Origin of the sequence: Leeuwenhoekiella sp. ZYFB001 (assembly GCF_011784865.1) — a bacterium.
Lineage (GTDB): Bacteria > Bacteroidota > Bacteroidia > Flavobacteriales > Flavobacteriaceae > Leeuwenhoekiella > Leeuwenhoekiella palythoae.
This window is the reverse complement of sequence record NZ_CP050460.1, coordinates 3,597,746-3,614,276: the sequence shown is the minus strand read 5'-3', so window position 1 is coordinate 3,614,276 and position 16,531 is coordinate 3,597,746. Positions and strand designations below refer to the sequence as shown.

The 16,531-nt window shown below is 41.1% G+C and carries 17 protein-coding genes; 12 read left to right on the top strand and 5 right to left on the bottom strand.

The annotated features are described in order from the left end of the window. Nucleotides 1-10 precede the first annotated feature (10 nt). The 3 genes from HCN54_RS15550 (at nt 11) to HCN54_RS15540 (ending at nt 2,895) form a co-directional block, all read left to right on the top strand. The gene (locus tag HCN54_RS15550) at nt 11-523 is read left to right on the top strand and encodes a plastocyanin/azurin family copper-binding protein (RefSeq protein WP_072981090.1); all 513 of its coding nucleotides are present in this window, start codon (nt 11-13) and stop codon (nt 521-523) included. Nucleotides 524-787: 264 nt separating this feature from the next. Then, nucleotides 788-2,383: an alpha,alpha-trehalase TreF gene (gene treF, locus HCN54_RS15545; protein ID WP_167598505.1), complete on the top strand. Its 1,596-nt coding sequence runs from the start codon at nt 788-790 to the stop codon at nt 2,381-2,383. A gap of 44 nt (nt 2,384-2,427) precedes the next feature. Then, on the top strand, nt 2,428-2,895 hold the full coding sequence (locus HCN54_RS15540) for an ASCH domain-containing protein (RefSeq protein WP_167598504.1): 468 nt from the start codon (nt 2,428-2,430) through the stop codon (nt 2,893-2,895). A gap of 1 nt (nt 2,896) precedes the next feature. Here HCN54_RS15540 and HCN54_RS15535 read toward each other — a convergent pair whose 3' ends face one another. Genes HCN54_RS15535 through HCN54_RS15525 form a run of 3 tightly spaced genes read right to left on the bottom strand, consistent with a single transcriptional unit; the run spans nt 2,897 to nt 6,149 of the window. Further along, on the bottom strand, nt 2,897-3,823 hold the full coding sequence (locus HCN54_RS15535) for a hydroxypyruvate isomerase family protein (protein ID WP_167598503.1): 927 nt from the start codon (nt 3,821-3,823) through the stop codon (nt 2,897-2,899). Next, on the bottom strand, nt 3,823-4,461 hold the full coding sequence (locus HCN54_RS15530; RefSeq protein WP_072981086.1) for a gluconate 2-dehydrogenase subunit 3 family protein: 639 nt from the start codon (nt 4,459-4,461) through the stop codon (nt 3,823-3,825). Before HCN54_RS15530 ends, HCN54_RS15535 begins: the two co-directional genes overlap by 1 nt. A gap of 2 nt (nt 4,462-4,463) precedes the next feature. Then, on the bottom strand, nt 4,464-6,149 hold the full coding sequence (locus tag HCN54_RS15525) for a GMC oxidoreductase (protein WP_072981084.1): 1,686 nt from the start codon (nt 6,147-6,149) through the stop codon (nt 4,464-4,466). A 191-nt stretch (nt 6,150-6,340) separates the two neighbouring features. On the opposite strand from HCN54_RS15525, the gene HCN54_RS15520 reads away from it, so the two are divergent. From HCN54_RS15520 to nadD, 9 genes are all read left to right on the top strand, one after another. Further along, complete coding sequence (locus HCN54_RS15520; protein WP_167598502.1) at nt 6,341-7,318, top strand: sugar phosphate isomerase/epimerase family protein; 978 nt, start codon at nt 6,341-6,343, stop codon at nt 7,316-7,318. A 16-nt stretch (nt 7,319-7,334) separates the two neighbouring features. After that, nucleotides 7,335-8,564: a nucleoside permease gene (locus HCN54_RS15515; protein ID WP_072981080.1), complete on the top strand. Its 1,230-nt coding sequence runs from the start codon at nt 7,335-7,337 to the stop codon at nt 8,562-8,564. A 2-nt stretch (nt 8,565-8,566) separates the two neighbouring features. After that, a complete protein-coding gene (locus HCN54_RS15510; RefSeq protein WP_167598501.1) occupies nt 8,567-9,718 on the top strand; it encodes a Gfo/Idh/MocA family protein in 1,152 nt (383 codons plus the stop codon). A 57-nt stretch (nt 9,719-9,775) separates the two neighbouring features. After that, nucleotides 9,776-10,828 (top strand): sugar phosphate isomerase/epimerase family protein, encoded by a 1,053-nt coding sequence (locus HCN54_RS15505; RefSeq protein WP_167598500.1) that lies wholly within the window; start codon nt 9,776-9,778, stop codon nt 10,826-10,828. Nucleotides 10,829-10,838: 10 nt separating this feature from the next. Next, a complete protein-coding gene (locus HCN54_RS15500; protein ID WP_167598499.1) occupies nt 10,839-11,585 on the top strand; it encodes a DUF1080 domain-containing protein in 747 nt (248 codons plus the stop codon). A 2-nt stretch (nt 11,586-11,587) separates the two neighbouring features. Then, the gene (locus tag HCN54_RS15495) at nt 11,588-12,391 is read left to right on the top strand and encodes a DUF1080 domain-containing protein (protein ID WP_167598498.1); all 804 of its coding nucleotides are present in this window, start codon (nt 11,588-11,590) and stop codon (nt 12,389-12,391) included. A 125-nt stretch (nt 12,392-12,516) separates the two neighbouring features. Next, nucleotides 12,517-13,377 (top strand): YicC/YloC family endoribonuclease, encoded by an 861-nt coding sequence (locus HCN54_RS15490; protein ID WP_072981071.1) that lies wholly within the window; start codon nt 12,517-12,519, stop codon nt 13,375-13,377. A gap of 1 nt (nt 13,378) precedes the next feature. Beyond that, nucleotides 13,379-13,954, top strand: a complete 576-nt coding sequence (gmk, locus tag HCN54_RS15485) for a guanylate kinase (protein ID WP_009778464.1) — start codon at nt 13,379-13,381, stop codon at nt 13,952-13,954. A 1-nt stretch (nt 13,955) separates the two neighbouring features. Next, nucleotides 13,956-14,534 carry a nicotinate (nicotinamide) nucleotide adenylyltransferase gene (gene nadD, locus HCN54_RS15480; protein ID WP_167598497.1) on the top strand — a complete coding sequence of 193 codons (579 nt, stop codon included), beginning with the start codon at nt 13,956-13,958 and terminating at the stop codon, nt 14,532-14,534. 105 nt (nt 14,535-14,639) lie between these two features. On the opposite strand, the gene lysM is transcribed toward nadD, so the two are convergent. Beyond that, a complete protein-coding gene (gene lysM, locus HCN54_RS15475; RefSeq protein WP_072981067.1) occupies nt 14,640-15,134 on the bottom strand; it encodes a peptidoglycan-binding protein LysM in 495 nt (164 codons plus the stop codon). A 192-nt stretch (nt 15,135-15,326) separates the two neighbouring features. After that, a complete protein-coding gene (locus tag HCN54_RS15470) occupies nt 15,327-16,247 on the bottom strand; it encodes a nicotinic acid mononucleotide adenyltransferase (RefSeq protein WP_167598496.1) in 921 nt (306 codons plus the stop codon). Nucleotides 16,248-16,531: the final 284 nt, after the last annotated feature.

The window sequence follows — 16,531 nt, the reverse complement described above, 5'->3', positions numbered from 1 at the left end:
ACAATTTCTAATGAAAACTTTAAAAATCACACTTCTTTTTGCGCTTTCGCTAATATTAGTAAACTGCGGAGACGATAAAAAGAAAGAAGAAAAAGAGACGGTTAAAATAGGTTCCAATTCTTCTTCAACTTCAAAAAAATCTGATGAGAATGTTACTGAAGTAGTACTTCTTGCAACAGATATGATGCAATTTGATAAAAATGAAATTCGCGTTCCTGCCGGCAAAAAGGTTAAACTAACCTTGCGCCACACCGGTAAACAAGCCGTGGAAGTTATGGGGCATAATTTTGTGCTTTTAACCCAAGGAACCGAAATTCCTGCTTTTGGCGCTAAAGCCTCAGCAGCACGAGATAATGCATATATTCCTCAAGATACAGACGCGGTAATCGTACATACTAAAATGCTTGGCGGTGGCCAGTCTGACACAATCGAGTTTGACCCACCAGCACCGGGAACGTATGACTTTATCTGTAGCTTCCCTGGGCATTATAGTGTTATGAAAGGTAAATTCATCGTAGAATAACACGATTTCAGCAAAGAACCTTATGGCAAGCTGTGAGGATTAAAATCCTTTAGCGATGCCAATAATTTAAGCGCCCAAAAAATTATCTGAATCGATAAGTTTTTGGGCGCTTTAGCTTATTTAGTAAAATGCCTTAGAGCAGTAAACTACCCCAGAGCAAACCCTTGATACATTCGGTAGAAATAAATTTTCAATCTTAAGGCAAGCCCCTGACTTTTAAACTCTTTGGCAGCGCCAATAAATCTCGAAAATCGAGTAAACGTTATGGTTAAAACTTATTCTAAAATATTCGCCCTCCTAGTAATGATTTTTGTTTCTTCTTGTAAAAACGAGCAGCAAGATACCGAGGTATCCAAAACGCAATTTCCTGATAAAGACCTCAACCCTATTGATCGCTATGGCGAACTGCTGGTCGCTGTACAAACCAATCACGTTTTTGCAGACGGAAAAACCTTTGTTGATTGTGAACCCAAGATTCCTTCAGAGAAAATTCTTGAGAAGTATCAAGAGCAAAAAGAGCAGCCAGATTTTGATCTGGAGGCTTTTGTTTTGGAGCATTTCACATTACCGGTCACGCCAACCTCAGGTTTTGAAGCAGACACTACCCGTACTACCGAAGAGCATATTAACGCGTTGTGGTCCTATCTAAAGCGTGACGCAGACAGTGTTGAAAACGGCTCAAGAATCGCTTTACCTAACGCTTATATCGTTCCCGGCGGCAGGTTTCAAGAGGTGTATTATTGGGATAGTTATTTTATCTTATTAGGGCTCAAAGAAGCCGGAGAAATTGATCTCATCGAAAATATTCTTGACAATTTTGCCTATCAGATCAATACCATTGGCTTTATCCCCAACGGAAATCGCACCTATTATTTGGGGCGCTCGCAGCCGCCGTTTTTTGCAGAAATGGTAAATCTTTTGGCAGAGATCAAAGAGGAAAAAAGCGTCTATCTAAAATACCACGATGTTCTAGAAAAGGAGTATGCATTCTGGATGAAAGGCGCACAGGGTCTAAAGCCTTCTGAAACCGAAGCGCGTGTCGTTAAAATGCCCGACAGTCACGTTTTGAATCGTTATTTTAGTAATACGCAAACACCGCGTGCAGAAAGTTATTTTGAAGACATTACCACTGCTAAAGAAGCTGATCGCGACGCCCAAGAAGTTTACCTCAACATAGCCGCGGCTTGTGAAAGCGGTTGGGATTTTAGCAGCAGATGGTTTGCAGATCCTAACAAGATGAGCACGATACAAACCACGCAAATTGTTCCGGTAGATTTGAATGCGCTGATGTATAACTTAGAGCAAACTTTGGCCAAAGTGCGTCGATATGCAGACGATGTAGAAGGCGCTGAGCAAATGGTGAAAGCTGCGGCTTCCCGCAAAGACGCTATTGATAAGTGGTTATGGGATGCTACGCAACAAACGTTCACCGACTATGACCTAAAAGCCGAAGCCCTGTCGCCTATACTTTCTTTGGCGATGGTCTACCCTTTATATTTTAAAGTAGCCTCTCCGCAACAAGCAGAACACGTTGCAACTACTTTAGAAAGTCAGTTTCTTAAGCCGGGCGGTTTAGTCACCTCGCTGATCAATAACAAGCAACAATGGGACAGCCCTAATGGTTGGCCTCCACATCAATGGTTAGCAATCAGAGGACTGCAAACCTACGGATTGAACGATCTTGCTAATGAGATTACCGGCCGCTGGTTACACCTTAATGACCGCGTTTATAAACGCACAGGTAAAATGCTGGAAAAATACAATGTGATCGATACCACCCTCGTCGCCGGAGGTGGAGAATATCCTACTCAAGATGGCTTCGGGTGGACTAACGGAGTCTATCTTGACTTGAAGAAATAATCTGAAAGGCTTCCATTTCCGGAAGCCTTTTATCTTTAGAACTTATGGGAAAGATTCAATCTTCAATTAAACAGCTCTGGGACGCATTTACAAATGAACATCCAGAGTATCGAGACAAGAATATTCCGCCTTCCTTTTACTTCTGCGATAATGAAAAGGACGCAAATACTTGTGCCCATTTAGTATTGAAAAGAATCAAACAAGCCACGGCTACTTCGCTGTGGTGGTTTGAGACCCATAAGGAATCTCTTCCTGAAATAAATGATCTCAACATTGTTACCGATTGGGACGGAAACGCAGTTGCGGTAATTAAAACCACACAAATCGATCTGGTTCCTTTTAATCAAGTAACCTCAGAATTTGCCTTGATTGAAGGGGAAGGTGATGGTTCTCTAGCCTATTGGAAAAAAGTTCACCGAGCGTTTTACACTCGGGAAATGCAAAATTCATCCGACTCATTTGATGAGGAAATGCTTATTGTATGTGAACAGTTTATAACGCTCTATCCCTGATCTAAAGGAAATCGTCGCAACTCACATAAGCATCAATCACCGCCTGCTCTCCTTTTGGACCGGGCATTGAATTGCCATGCTCCATCCCTAAGACCCCTTTAAAACCTTTTTGGTGTATGTGTTTAAAAATGTTTTTATAGTTGATCTCACCGGTTGTAGGCTCTTTTCTTCCCGGGTTGTCTCCCATCTGAAAATATCCGATTTCCTCCCAACACACATCAATATTAGGAATCAGATTTCCTTCCTGAATTTGCTGATGATACACATCAAATAATATTTTACAAGCAGGACTGTCTACTGCTTTACAAATTTGATACGCCTGCGGACTTTCTTTCAAAAATAAACCGGGATGATTAAAAAAGTTAAGCGGTTCTAGAACCATGGTTAGACCGTGTGGTTCTAACAAAGCCGAAGCTTGCTGTAGAGTTTCTACCACGTGTGCGGTTTGGTAATTGATATCCTGAGTCATATCAACATAACCCGGCACAACGGTCATCCATTTCGCGTTTACGCGCTTAGCGACTTCTATAGACGCTTTGATATCGGCTAAGAACTCTGCTCTTAGATCTTGTTTACCGCTGGTGAGATTTGGGGCGGTCCAATAGATCTTATGCGCTACAAACACACCCATTTGCATAGAATGCTTTTGTAGTGCAGCTCCTATTTTATTTTGCACATCAACCGGCCTGTTGCGCATTTCGTTATCTTCAAATGCGGTAAAGCCCTGATCTGCCATAAAATTAATTTGAGCTATAGGATCATCGCCTGCCAGATTCTTAAACATACCCAAATGTGGAGCATAGTTTAAGTTGAAGTGATGTTTAGGCATAGCGGCAAGCCTATGTTGCATCGCAAATAGTTCGGGCCCACCTAAAGCCAAAAAGGAACCACTTAGGGCTCCTTTTTGTATAAAACTTCTTCTTTTCATTAGAGTGACATCGTTTTTCCGCCGCCGGCTTCTTCCGTAGAAATACAGCCGAGATACGCTCCTGGAATTGGATCATACCAAAGTACGTTTTCGCCAACGGCCTCAGAGTTCTTCCAAGCCCAAATACCCAGATCGCGTACCGCATTGAGATACGCATAAGAACCTGCGTGTGCATCAAAATCAGCTTCAGGCGCTTCGGGATCCTGTGTTTCTGAAATACGCTTTAAATATCCATTACGCGTTTCTTCATCTGCCCCAAGGTACTTAGCAACTGCCTGCTCAAAATCTTCGGCATCACCATCTTCGAGTTCTTTATCAAAGTTTTCTTTAAAGCTTAACGCAAAAGCATTAGCACCTGCTTTAAACTCTTCACGTTGTTTATCTCCAGCAACCTCATCCATATAGCTATCAATAAATTGAGCAATATTCAATTCTGAAGCTCCCGGAGTATCGGTTTTTGGTAGAATCACATCAAGTACCTGAGTTAATGCATACCCATTAGCCGCATTCATAAAAACCGGCTCCCAATCGCTTTTTGGTTCGCTTTTACAGCTCTGTAAAATATTAAATACCGCCGGAGCCGCTATCACATAACCAGCACCCAGACCTAAATTTTTTAATACCTGTCTCCTTTTCATAATTAAGCGAATTTTCCGTTTTTAAATTGTTCTGCTGCGTGGTTTGCTGCGCGCGCCGTAAATGCCATATAGGTTAGTGACGGGTTCACACAACTTGCAGAAGTCATAAATGATCCATCTGTTACATAAACGTTAGGCACCGTATGTACTTGATTGTTTCCGTTAAGTACAGATGTTTTAGGATCACGTCCCATACGAGCAGTTCCCATCTCGTGAATACCTAGACCCGGAGCTCCAGGATTGTCATAGGTTTGCACATCTTTAAAGCCGGCATTGGTAAGCATTTCTGCTGCCTGCTGCTTCATATCTTTACGCATTTCCCACTCGTTCTCTTTCCACTCAGCATCAAAGGTAATAGTAGGTAGTCCCCATTTGTCTAATTTATCATAGTCAAGGGTCATTTTATTTTCGTGATACGGAAGACACTCTCCAAAGGCATTGATCCCGATCGTCCAACCTCCAGGTTCAGAGATCGCTTTCTTAAGATCTTCACCATATTTCATTTCAGAGATCGCTTCGGTCCAATCACCACGGCTTGCACCACCTTGGTAACCATAACCACGCTTAAAGTTCTTTTGATCAGAATCACCACCTACATTTCTAAAACGAGGTATATACAATCCATTTGCGCGACGACCTTTATAATACTGGTCTTCAAAACCGTCAAATTTTGCTGAAGCACCTACATTAAAGTGATGGTCCATAATATTGTGCCCTAATTCGCCACTATCATTTCCTAATCCATTAGGAAAACGGTCTGACTTAGATTGCATTAAGATGGAAGCCGAAGCAATTGCAGATGCACATAAGAAAACAACCTTTGAATTGAAGATCATTTCTTCTTTAGTTTCGGCATCAATTACTTTTACTCCTGTTGCAAGTTTTGTGTTATCATCATAGATCACTTCGCTCACAATACTAAAAGGTCTCAACGTCATATTTCCTGTACGTTCTGCAGCAGGTAAAGTAGATGAGTTAGAGCTAAAGTATGCCCCAAACGGACACCCACGCATACAACGGTTTCTGTATTGACACGCAGAGCGCCCTTCAAAAGTCTTATCTGTATAGGTAATGTGCGCCGTACGACCAATGGTTAAAAGACGATCTTTATAATTTTGCGCCATGTTCTTCTTAAGGTGCTCTTCAACACAGTTAAGCTCCATTGGAGGTCCAAAATTACCATCAGGAAGTTGTGGCAATCCTAAATTTTCACCACTTACTCCTATATATTCTTCAACCTTATCATACCAAGGTGAAATATCTTTGTAACGTACCGGCCAGTCTACGGCAATACCTTCTTTTTTATTGGCTTCAAAATCAATATCGCTTAAACGATAACTCTGACGACCCCACATAATAGAACGACCTCCCACGTGATACCCACGCATCCAGTCAAAACGCTTGGTCTCGTTATAAGGGTGCTCTAGGTCGTTTACAAAGAAGTGACTATGCGCCTTGTTTGTAGTATACCCTGTACGGGCTTGCTTAAACTGTTTAGCCTCTTCTTCTTTGGTTGGCTGTCCTTTGAATTTAAAATCCCAAGGATCCATATTCATGGTGGGATAATCTTCAATATGTTTTACCATACGACCACGTTCAAGAACAAGTGTCTTCAGACCGTTTTCGCATAATTCTTTGGCAGCCCAGCCACCACTAATTCCTGTACCTACCACAATGGCATCGTACATCTCTTCAGGTTTAATACTACTCACTTTTTATTTAGTTTTTAATAATATAATCTAGCCTATGCTATCAAATATATAAATTTTAAGTTATTTTTTAGATAAACCAAAAAAAGTATAATTTAGAGAACTTATATATTTATCGGGGGTTAAGCAGGTTTTTCAACCCACCAACAACAACCTAAATTGCTTATTCAATGAACGTTAAACTCGCATTGACAGCTCTTTTTGCAGTAGCTGTCTTCTCGTGTAAAAGCGAAAAAAAAACTGAAAAAAATTCTAATGAAAGCGTTGTAGTAGCCCAAAAACAGCCATTTTTTAAAATTTCACTGGCGCAATGGTCACTCAACGAAGCTATAAGAAATGGCGAAATGAACCCCTTGGATTTTGCCGAAAAAGCACACGAAATGGGTTTTGAAGGGATTGAGTACGTAAGTCAGCTGTATACTCCTATGATGGAAACTTACGACAACGATCAAGTTGCACTAGATTCTATTCTTCCTAAGTTAAAAGCTAAGAGCGCCGAGTTTGAGGTACAAAACGTTCTTATCATGGTTGACGGTGAAGGAAACCTCGCAGCCGAAAGCCAATCTGAACGTGATCAAGCTGTTGAAGACCACAAAAAATGGGTAGATGCCGCAAAATATTTAGGCTGTCATGCCATTCGTGTTAACCTCATAGGCTCACCCGACCGTGAAATTTGGAAAAACAGTGCAATAGACGGACTCAAAAAACTTGCTGAGTACGGTGCATCACAAAACATAGAAGTTACCGTAGAAAATCATGGAGGCTTTTCTTCTGACGCTGCTTTGCTGATGGAAGTTATCAATGCTATCGATATGGACAATTGCGGTACGCTGCCCGACTTTGGTAACTTTTGCCTAGAACGCGAAAACGGCGAAATGTGGGGCGCGCCTTGTGTTAAAGAGTATGACAAATACAAAGGTATCGCAGAATTGATGCCAAAAGCACTTGCCGTAAGCGCCAAGACCTATGACTTTAATGAAGCCGGTGAAGAAACCTCAATGGACTTTACTAAAATTCTTCAGACGGTAAAAGATGCCGGATACACCGGTTTTATAGGTGTAGAATATGAAGGCGAAAACCACACACCAGAAGAAGGCATTATGCTCACTAAAGAGCTTTTAATTAATACCGCTCAAAATTTAAAATAATATCAAAATACCATACATGAAACCACTTGTTCGATTTCAATTATCACTAATGATGTTCCTCGAATTCTTTATTTGGGGAGGCTGGTTTGTAACCCTGGGAACATTTTTAGGAAACAATTTAGAGGCCTCCGGCGCACAAAGCGCAATGGCATTCTCAACCCAATCTTGGGGAGCAATCATTGCACCCTTTATCATTGGGCTTATTGCCGATAAATTTTTCAATGCAGAACGCATCTTAGGCGTGCTGCATCTCGTGGGTGCATTTTTAATGTATCAAATGAGTCAGACTACAGATTTTGCAGTATTCTATCCGTATGTTTTGGGGTATATGATCGCTTATATGCCAACCTTAGCCTTAGTAAACTCGGTAGCGTTTAGACAAATGAACAACCCATCAAAAGATTTTGGATGGATTCGTGTTTTTGGAACCATAGGTTGGATTGTTGCCGGATTCATCATCAGTCTTTTAGGTTGGGATTCGCAAAGCGGAATTCAAGAAGGTTTATTGAGCAACACCTTTACAATGACTGCTATTGCTTCGGCATTTTTAGGAGTTTTTAGCTTTTTATTACCTAAAACACCCCCTATTAAATCTGACGAAAATCAATCAATTCTTGAAAAAACAGGATTGAGTTCGGTTACGATGCTAAAGAATAAAAACTTCTTGATTTTCTTTATTTCTTCGATCTTGATCTGTATTCCATTAGCGTTTTACTATCAAAACACCAATCCATTTTTGACTGAATTGCAAATGGAAAACCCAACGCTTAAACAATCTATCGGGCAAATTTCTGAAGTATTGTTTATGCTTTTAATTCCAGTTTTTCTGTTACGCTTCGGTATCAAAAAAACATTGCTTTTTGGGATGTTGGCTTGGGTTATTCGTTATGTACTCTTTGCATTCGGAAACGCAGACGAACTTTCCTTTATGCTTCTAATCGGTATCGCCCTTCACGGCGTTTGTTATGATTTCTTCTTTGTTTCGGGACAAATTTACACCGATTCAAAAGCAGGATCGAGCAACAAGAGTGCTGCTCAGGGACTTATAACATTAGCCACTTACGGGGTAGGAATGTTAATAGGATTTTGGGTTGCAGGCCAAATCACAGATAATTATCTTGTGGGAGAAACTCACGATTGGAAGACCATTTGGTTGTATCCTGCGGCCTTTGCTGCTGCGGTATTTGTCTTCTTCCTGATCGCATTCAAAAATGAAAAAATAGAATACAAAGGCGAAAAAGTATAACGATGAAAAAATTAAAAATGGGAATGGTCGGTGGCGGCCAAGGCTCTTTTATAGGCGATGTACACAGACGTGCCAGCCGAATAGATGGAATGGTAGATTTGGTTTGTGGTGCTTTTAGCAGCAACGCAGAGCGCAGTCTAAAATCTGCCGAAGCTTTAGGCGTTGCTCCTGAGCGCGCATATAAAAGTTTTGAAGAAATGATCGAAAAGGAAGCTCAACTTCCTGAAGACGAGCGTATGGATTTTGTTTCGATCGTAACGCCAAATCATATGCATTTTCCACCGGCAAAAATGGCTTTAGAGCACGGCTTTCACGTGATTTGTGATAAACCTGTAACACTTAGTCTTGAGGAAGCGTTTGACCTACAAAAAGTAGTTAAGCAAAGCGGAAAAGTGTTTGCGCTTACCCATAATTACACCGGTTACCCAATGGTAAAGCAAGCGCGTTTGATGATCCAGAACGGAGAGCTTGGCGATATTAGAAAGGTTGTTGTACAATACCTACAAGGTTGGATGTCAACCGCTGTTGAAGAAACCGAGCATAAAGGGGCTTCTTGGCGTGTAGATCCTAGCAAATCTGGTATAGGCGGTGCGCTTGGCGACATAGGTACCCACGCAGAAAACTTAACCGAATACATCACCGGAAAAAAAATCGTAGAGCTTGCAGCAGATCTTACCAGTTTTGGTGCCGGTCGCGTGCTGGATGATGATGGTAATATTCTTTTGCGTCTAGAGGATAATGCTAAAGGAACCTTGAGCATTTCGCAAATCGCAACAGGAGAAGAAAACAACTTAGCCATTCGCGTTTATGGAACCAAAGGAAGCATCGCTTGGGGACAAGAAAACCCTAACGAACTTACCGCATATTGGCTCGATAAACCAAAACAGATTTACACACCTGGCGGAAATGGCACGTATGAAGCTTCCACAGAGTACACCCGTGTTCCTCCGGGACATCCTGAAGGGTACTTAGAAGGTTTTGCAACCATTTACCGAAGCTTTGCCAAAGAAGTCCTATCGGTTAAAGATGGAGCAGCATTTAGCGAGCGACCCGATTTCCCGACAATTGATGACGGGTTAAGAGGAATGCAATTTATCTATGCCGCTGTGGCGTCAAATGATAACAATTCGGCTTGGGTAAGTCTAAAAGAATAATCTTAAAAAAGCGTCTCTTAGGAGGCGCTTGATTTTTTATAAAATAAATCAACTACTATGAAAACCATTAAAGGCCCCGCTGTCTTTCTTGCACAATTTATGGATGATAAAGAACCTTTCAATTCGCTTGATGGGTTGTGTAAATGGGCAAGTGATCTAGGCTACAAGGGCATTCAAATACCCACTTGGGAAGGTCGCTTGATCGATCTGAAAAAAGCCGCAGAAAGCAAGACCTATTGCGATGAATTAAAAGGAAAAGTGCAAAGCTACGGCCTAGAAATAACCGAACTGTCTACGCATCTGCAAGGGCAACTGGTTGCCGTGCATCCTGCTTATGATGAGATGTTTGACAACTTTGCGCCAGACGATTACAAGAACAATCCTAAAAAGCGTCAGGCTTGGGCGGTTGATCAGTTGATGAGTGCTGCAAAAGCCAGCAGAAATTTAGGGATTGATGTGCACGGTACCTTTAGCGGTTCTTTGCTTTGGCATACCTTTCACCCGTGGCCACAACGCCCGCCGGGATTAGTAGAAATGGGCTTTAAAGAATTGGCAAATAGATGGACTCCTATTTTAAATGCTTTTGACGAGCAAGGAGTTGATGTATGTTATGAAGTGCATCCGGGAGAAGACATTCACGACGGGGTAACTTTTGAACGTTTTCTGGAAGCTACCGGAAATCACAAACGTGCTAATATTCTTTACGACCCCAGTCATTTTGTGCTTCAACAATTAGACTATATCGAGTATATAGACAATTACCACGAGTTTATAAAAATGTTCCACGTTAAGGATTCAGAATTTAATCCTACCGGAAAAAAGGGTGCATTTGGAGGCTATGGTGATTGGCGAGATCGCGCAGGCCGCTATCGTTCCCTTGGTGATGGGCAAATAGATTTTAAAACCATTTTTACTAAACTCACCGAATATAGCTGTGATGTTTGGGCGGTGATGGAATGGGAATGTTGCATCAAATCTCCGGAGCAAGGAGCTCGCGAAGGCGCACCGTTTATCGCCAGTCATATCATTGAAGCTACAGAAAAAGCATTTGATGATTTTGCAGGAGCAAAAACCGACGAAGCCAAATTAAAACGAATTTTAGGACTTTAAACCACAAACAATGAAACAATTAATACTGTCGGTAGCCCTTGCTATGGCGCTTTTTACCTCGTGTAAAGAAAAAGCAGAAGAGGCAAAAACCGAAGAAGTAGCAGTAGCTACCACCGAAGCAACCCAGCCTGAAGATAGCGAATGGGAAGTGCTTTTTGACGGAACTAATCTTGACAAATGGCATGCCTACAACGGCGAAGCTCCCACACAATGGGAAATTGTTGATGATGCCCTTGTATTTACTCCTGCAGAAAATAGAGATGGGTCTGAAAATCTTGTTACTAATGAAGAATACACCAGCTTTGTTTTAAAAATGGATTGGATGATCTCTGAAGGTGGAAACAGCGGAATTATGTGGGCTGTAGAAGAAGACCCAAAATACCACGAGCCATACGCTACGGGACCTGAAATTCAGATTCTGGATGACGAGCGTCACCCGGACACTAAAGCTGGACCAAGCCATAGATCAGGCGCTTTATATGATATGATAGGTGCTCCAGAAGGTGTTGTAAATCCTGCCGGAGAATGGAACAGCTACGAGATCACTATTGATTACAATACCAATCAAGGCATTATTGTACTGAATGGTGAAGAAGTTGTGACCTTTCCTGTAAAAGGAGAAGGATGGGAGGATTTAGTGTCAAATTCAAAGTTTGCCAGCTGGGAAGCTTTCGCTAAAACAGACACCGGTCTTATCGCATTACAGGATCACGGACATCAAGTTTCCTTTAAAAACATAAAAATTAAAAAACTCTAGTCATGAATAAAAAATTTATAGTTCCGTTTGTAGCAGCTGGTTTGCTTTTTTCTTGCGATACTTCAGAAAAGAAAAGCGAAGAAACCACTGCACCGGTTGAAGATACTACTGCCGTAGAAGAAGAAGCTCCTATCACAGATCCTGAAGCTACGGAAGTTTGGGAACCGGAACCTGAGGTGGTTTCTTTTAATAAAAATAACGTACCCTCTGATGCTGTGGTTCTTTTTAATGGAGAAAATCTGGATGCTTGGGAAAGCACAAAAGATTCTGTGGTTAATGCGCCTTGGCAGATCAATAAAGATGGTTCTATGACCGTTGTGGGCGGCACAGGAGATATTCAGACCAAAGAAAGTTTTGGCGATATGCAATTACACGTTGAGTGGCAAGCGCCTCAAGTTGTAGAGGGTGAAGGTCAAGGCCGCGGGAACAGCGGTATTTTCTTGCAAGGTTTATACGAAGTTCAGGTATTGAATAGCTTTGAAAACCGAACCTATTCAAACGGACAAGCAACTGCGATATACAAGCAAAGCATTCCGCTGGCTAATGCAACAAAGCCTACTGAAGAATGGCAAGCTTATGATATCATCTATCATCAGCCGGAGTTTGACGCAGATGGCAACAAAACCAAAGCGGCTACAGTAACGGTTTTGCACAACGGAGTGCTAGTACAAGATAATACCGAAATTCAAGGTACTACCGAATACATAGGCAAACCCAAAAATCCGGCGCACGGTGAAGGCCCTATCAAACTTCAAGATCACGGTAATCCTGTAAGTTTTAGAAATATCTGGGTACGCAAGCTGTAAGCTATGCTCCCTAAACGAATTGAAAACCCGTAAGCCTGCTTACGGGTTTTATTTTTGTAGGATAAACTTACACCTCACGAGCAACCCAATAGGTTTTCCTATCTTTGCCGTTTTAAATTAAGTGCATGATTAAATCTATGACTGGCTTTGGGAAATCGGTGACCCAATTACCCACAAAAAAAATAACGATCGAGATTAAATCTCTTAACAGTAAAAATCAAGATCTAAACGCGAGGATTCCTTCTTTTTACAGAGAGAAAGAACTGGAGCTACGCAACTTGGTTGCTCAGAGACTCGAGCGTGGTAAAATAGACTTTAGTCTTTATGTTGAGCTTAATGGCGAAGAAACCAGCAGCTCAATCAATGCAGATGTGGTTAAACAATATATGAAACAACTGCGTGAGGTTACTCCAGATGCAGCTGATATCGAATTGCTAAAAATCGCTACCCGCCTTCCTGATGCGCTTAAAACCGAACGCGATGAGATTGATGACGAGGAGTATAAATCTATTCTTGCTGGTGTAGAAGAAGCGCTCAACGCTATTGACACCTATCGTGTAGACGAAGGCAAGGCGCTTAAAAAAGACTTTGAATTACGCATAAAAAACATCGCGACTAATCTTGATGAAGTGATCACTCTAGATCCGGAACGGATGACCGGTGTACGCCAGCGTCTAACCAAAGCGGTGAGCGATCTAAAGACAGAAGTTGATGAGAATCGTTTTGAACAAGAACTCACCTATTACTTAGAGAAATACGACATCACCGAAGAAAAAGTACGTCTTAGCAATCACCTAAAATACTTTCAAAAATCTCTGGATTCTGCTGATTCTAATGGTAAAAAACTGGCTTTTATCAGTCAGGAAATGGGACGTGAGATCAACACTATAGGTTCAAAATCTAATTATGCGCCTATGCAACAGGTTGTTGTGCGTATGAAAGACGAACTGGAGAAGATCAAAGAACAACTTTTAAACGTACTTTAAAATGGCTGATACGGGTAAACTCATCGTTTTTTCTGCACCTAGCGGAAGTGGCAAAACTACTATCGTAAGATGGCTTCTGGAGAAAAAAGAACTTAATCTAGAGTTTAGTATTTCGGCGGCTTCTCGCGAGCCCAGACCTACTGAAAAAGACGGCGTTGATTATTATTTTCTTTCGCTTAAAGAATTCAAACGTCGCATCAAGGAAGATGAATTTTTGGAATGGGAAGAAGTCTATCGCGACAATTTCTACGGAACCTTAAAAAGCGAAGTAGAGCGCATCTGGAAAGAAGGTAAGCACGTTATTTTTGACATTGATGTTGTGGGCGGTCTAGACATCAAAAAGCTGTATCCTGAGCGTACCTTAGCTGTTTTTGTAAAACCACCGAGTATCGAAGAATTAAAGATCAGATTAAAAAAGCGTAAAACCGAAAGTGAAGACCGTATCAATATGCGTGTTGCCAAGGCCAGTATTGAACTTGCTACCGCTCCGCAGTTTGATTACATCATAGAAAATAATGATCTGGATACTGCGCTTGCTGAAGCTTACGAACTTGTAACCAAGCACATCAACGCGTAATATGAAAATCGGGCTTTATTTTGGCACATTCAATCCGGTGCATATAGGGCACTTGATTATCGCAAATCACTTTGCTGAATATAGCGATCTTGACAAGATCTGGATGGTCATTACGCCGCACAACCCGTTTAAGAAAAAAAAGACGTTACTTGATAATAATCACCGGTATCAGTTGGTTCTTGAAGCTGTTGAAGAATACCCAAAGATTGAAGCGAGTACCATTGAATTTAATCTACCCCAACCTAATTATACTTCAAATACACTTGCACATCTGCAAGAAAAATACCCACAGCACGAGTTCTGTCTGATTATGGGAGAAGATAATTTGCGCACCTTGCACAAGTGGAAAAACTACGAGGTTATTTTAGAACGTCACGAGATCTATGTCTATCCCCGAATAGGAGAACAAGAGACTAAACCTGAGTTGCTTGCTCATCCTAACGTGCACGTGGTTGATGCTCCTGTGGTAGAGATATCTTCAACCGCCATACGCAAAGCGATCAAAGCCGGTAAAAACTGCCGCCCGCTACTACCGCATTCGGTATGGGTTTATATAGATCAAATGAATTTTTACAGATAACCACATCAAAAAAGCTACTTCGTGGGTTTTTTAGCCTACGATGGCACATATAAAAAAAGCTTCAGTAATACTGAAGCTTTTTGTTTTTTTGAGATCGTATAATGCTTAATCCAAATTTGGAATTCTAAGCATTTGCCCCGGATAGATCTTGTCTGGATCTTTTAGCATTGGTTTGTTTGCTTCAAAAATCACAGGGTACTTCATAGCGTTTCCGTAGAACTTTTTAGCGATTTTACTCAATGTATCACCAGAAACTACGGTGTGAAACTGTGCCTCAGGCTCTTTATGCTCTACACTCATTTGATCATCAACTTGAGCGATTCCGTCTACATTACCCACAACAAGTACTACCTTTTCTTTAGTTGCCTGATCTTTTGCTTTACCGGTTACCGTTGCGGTTTCTCCGTCAATCTTAATATCTAGCCCTTCAACTTCAAGACCTAAATCTGCAACAGTTTCTTTAAGCGAAGCTTCAGCCTTTTTGGTTGCAGCAGCAGCGGCTGCTGCAGCCTCAGCTTTCTTTTCCGCAGCTTCTTCGGCAGTGCTTTTACCAATACCTATTTTTGCTCCGGCATTTTTAATAAATGAAAATAATCCCATGTTTTTATTCTTAAGTTAGTCTTAGTTTTAAAGATTCAATTTACAAAATACCTATTTAACCCTTTGTGTATTGGTCTTTAAAACTATGTGAATGTTTTTGCAGTAAACTACCATCAAGCAACGCCAAAAAAATCGCCCCGCGAATAACTCAACGGGGCGATCTCAACTAACCAACCAAAAAATATTTATTGCTTATAAGGCTAACGCTTTGATCGCCTTAATATTTTGTTCGATCTCGCTTTGCTTTAATCTGCTCTTTCCTTCTGAAGGCGTTTTGTATTGAATATACCCACGACCTCTAAAACGATACTCACTCCCTGAAGCAGGATGATAAAGCGCTATAGTCGCATCATCAAGTATAGAAAGTTCAAAATACTCGTTAGCAAAATAGTCATAATCTAATGTCAATGTTTTTAAATAGGCATTGTTAACGACATTATTCACTTCATAAATCCCGCTATAATCCCAATATAAATTAGTAGTTGAGCTACCTATAGGGTCTTGCGAACTTCTAAAATTTACGCCTGAATTTGCCGGTAAGAACTGCAGGTAATTTTCTGCATCAAACGCATTAGAGGTTCCGCTTAGGCTGGTATGAACCTTTTCCCAAACTGCATATTCCTGCAAGAAAAAATGAATGTTGTCATAAAACAAGCGGTCATAATCAAAATTGCTTCGTTGATAACCTATCAACACGTACGACGTATTAGTATATCGATTATACAGTTCGATCGCATTATTAGAGAGCAGGGAAACCTCAAATGAATAGAAACCATCAATATCGTGACTGATGTCTAGATCATAGTCAAAAACATCATAATACCCCACCTCGATACCAAAACCACTGCCCTGATCGCCAATTCCGGCGAGGTTGTTATTGGCCATTACGGTTCCATTGAGGAAAGAAAAGGTGAAAGCCTTATCCATAAAAGGGATACTCCCGTTGCCTTGTGTTTGATCAATATCTACATACCACAACTCGTAATCCGCTAGCACTGAAGATAACGGCGCCACAGGTGTTGCAAGATCGTCCTCGATAAATACATCAGTGTAGCACGAGGTAAATACGCCAAGCATTAAAAAATAAGCGCTAAGTAATTTTATCGTTCTCATAATCGTTCGGTTTTAAAGATGAATATGTTCTGAATACATTCAGATTAAACTGCCCTCGGAAAAATGTCTTTGGGCGATGTCAATTAAAATTCTTAGCGGTGACGTCAGTGCTGTAGAATAGCATTTTAATATATCCAAACCGCGTGCCAAAAAAATATTAAAGTGACTTTCAGCATTTTACGAGCCTTCTAAAATGAGTATCTTTGAAAGAGGCAAAACAGCCCTAAAACTGAGGATTTATAAGGCTTTACAAATGCCTTCATAAATTGAAAAATAATTCTGTT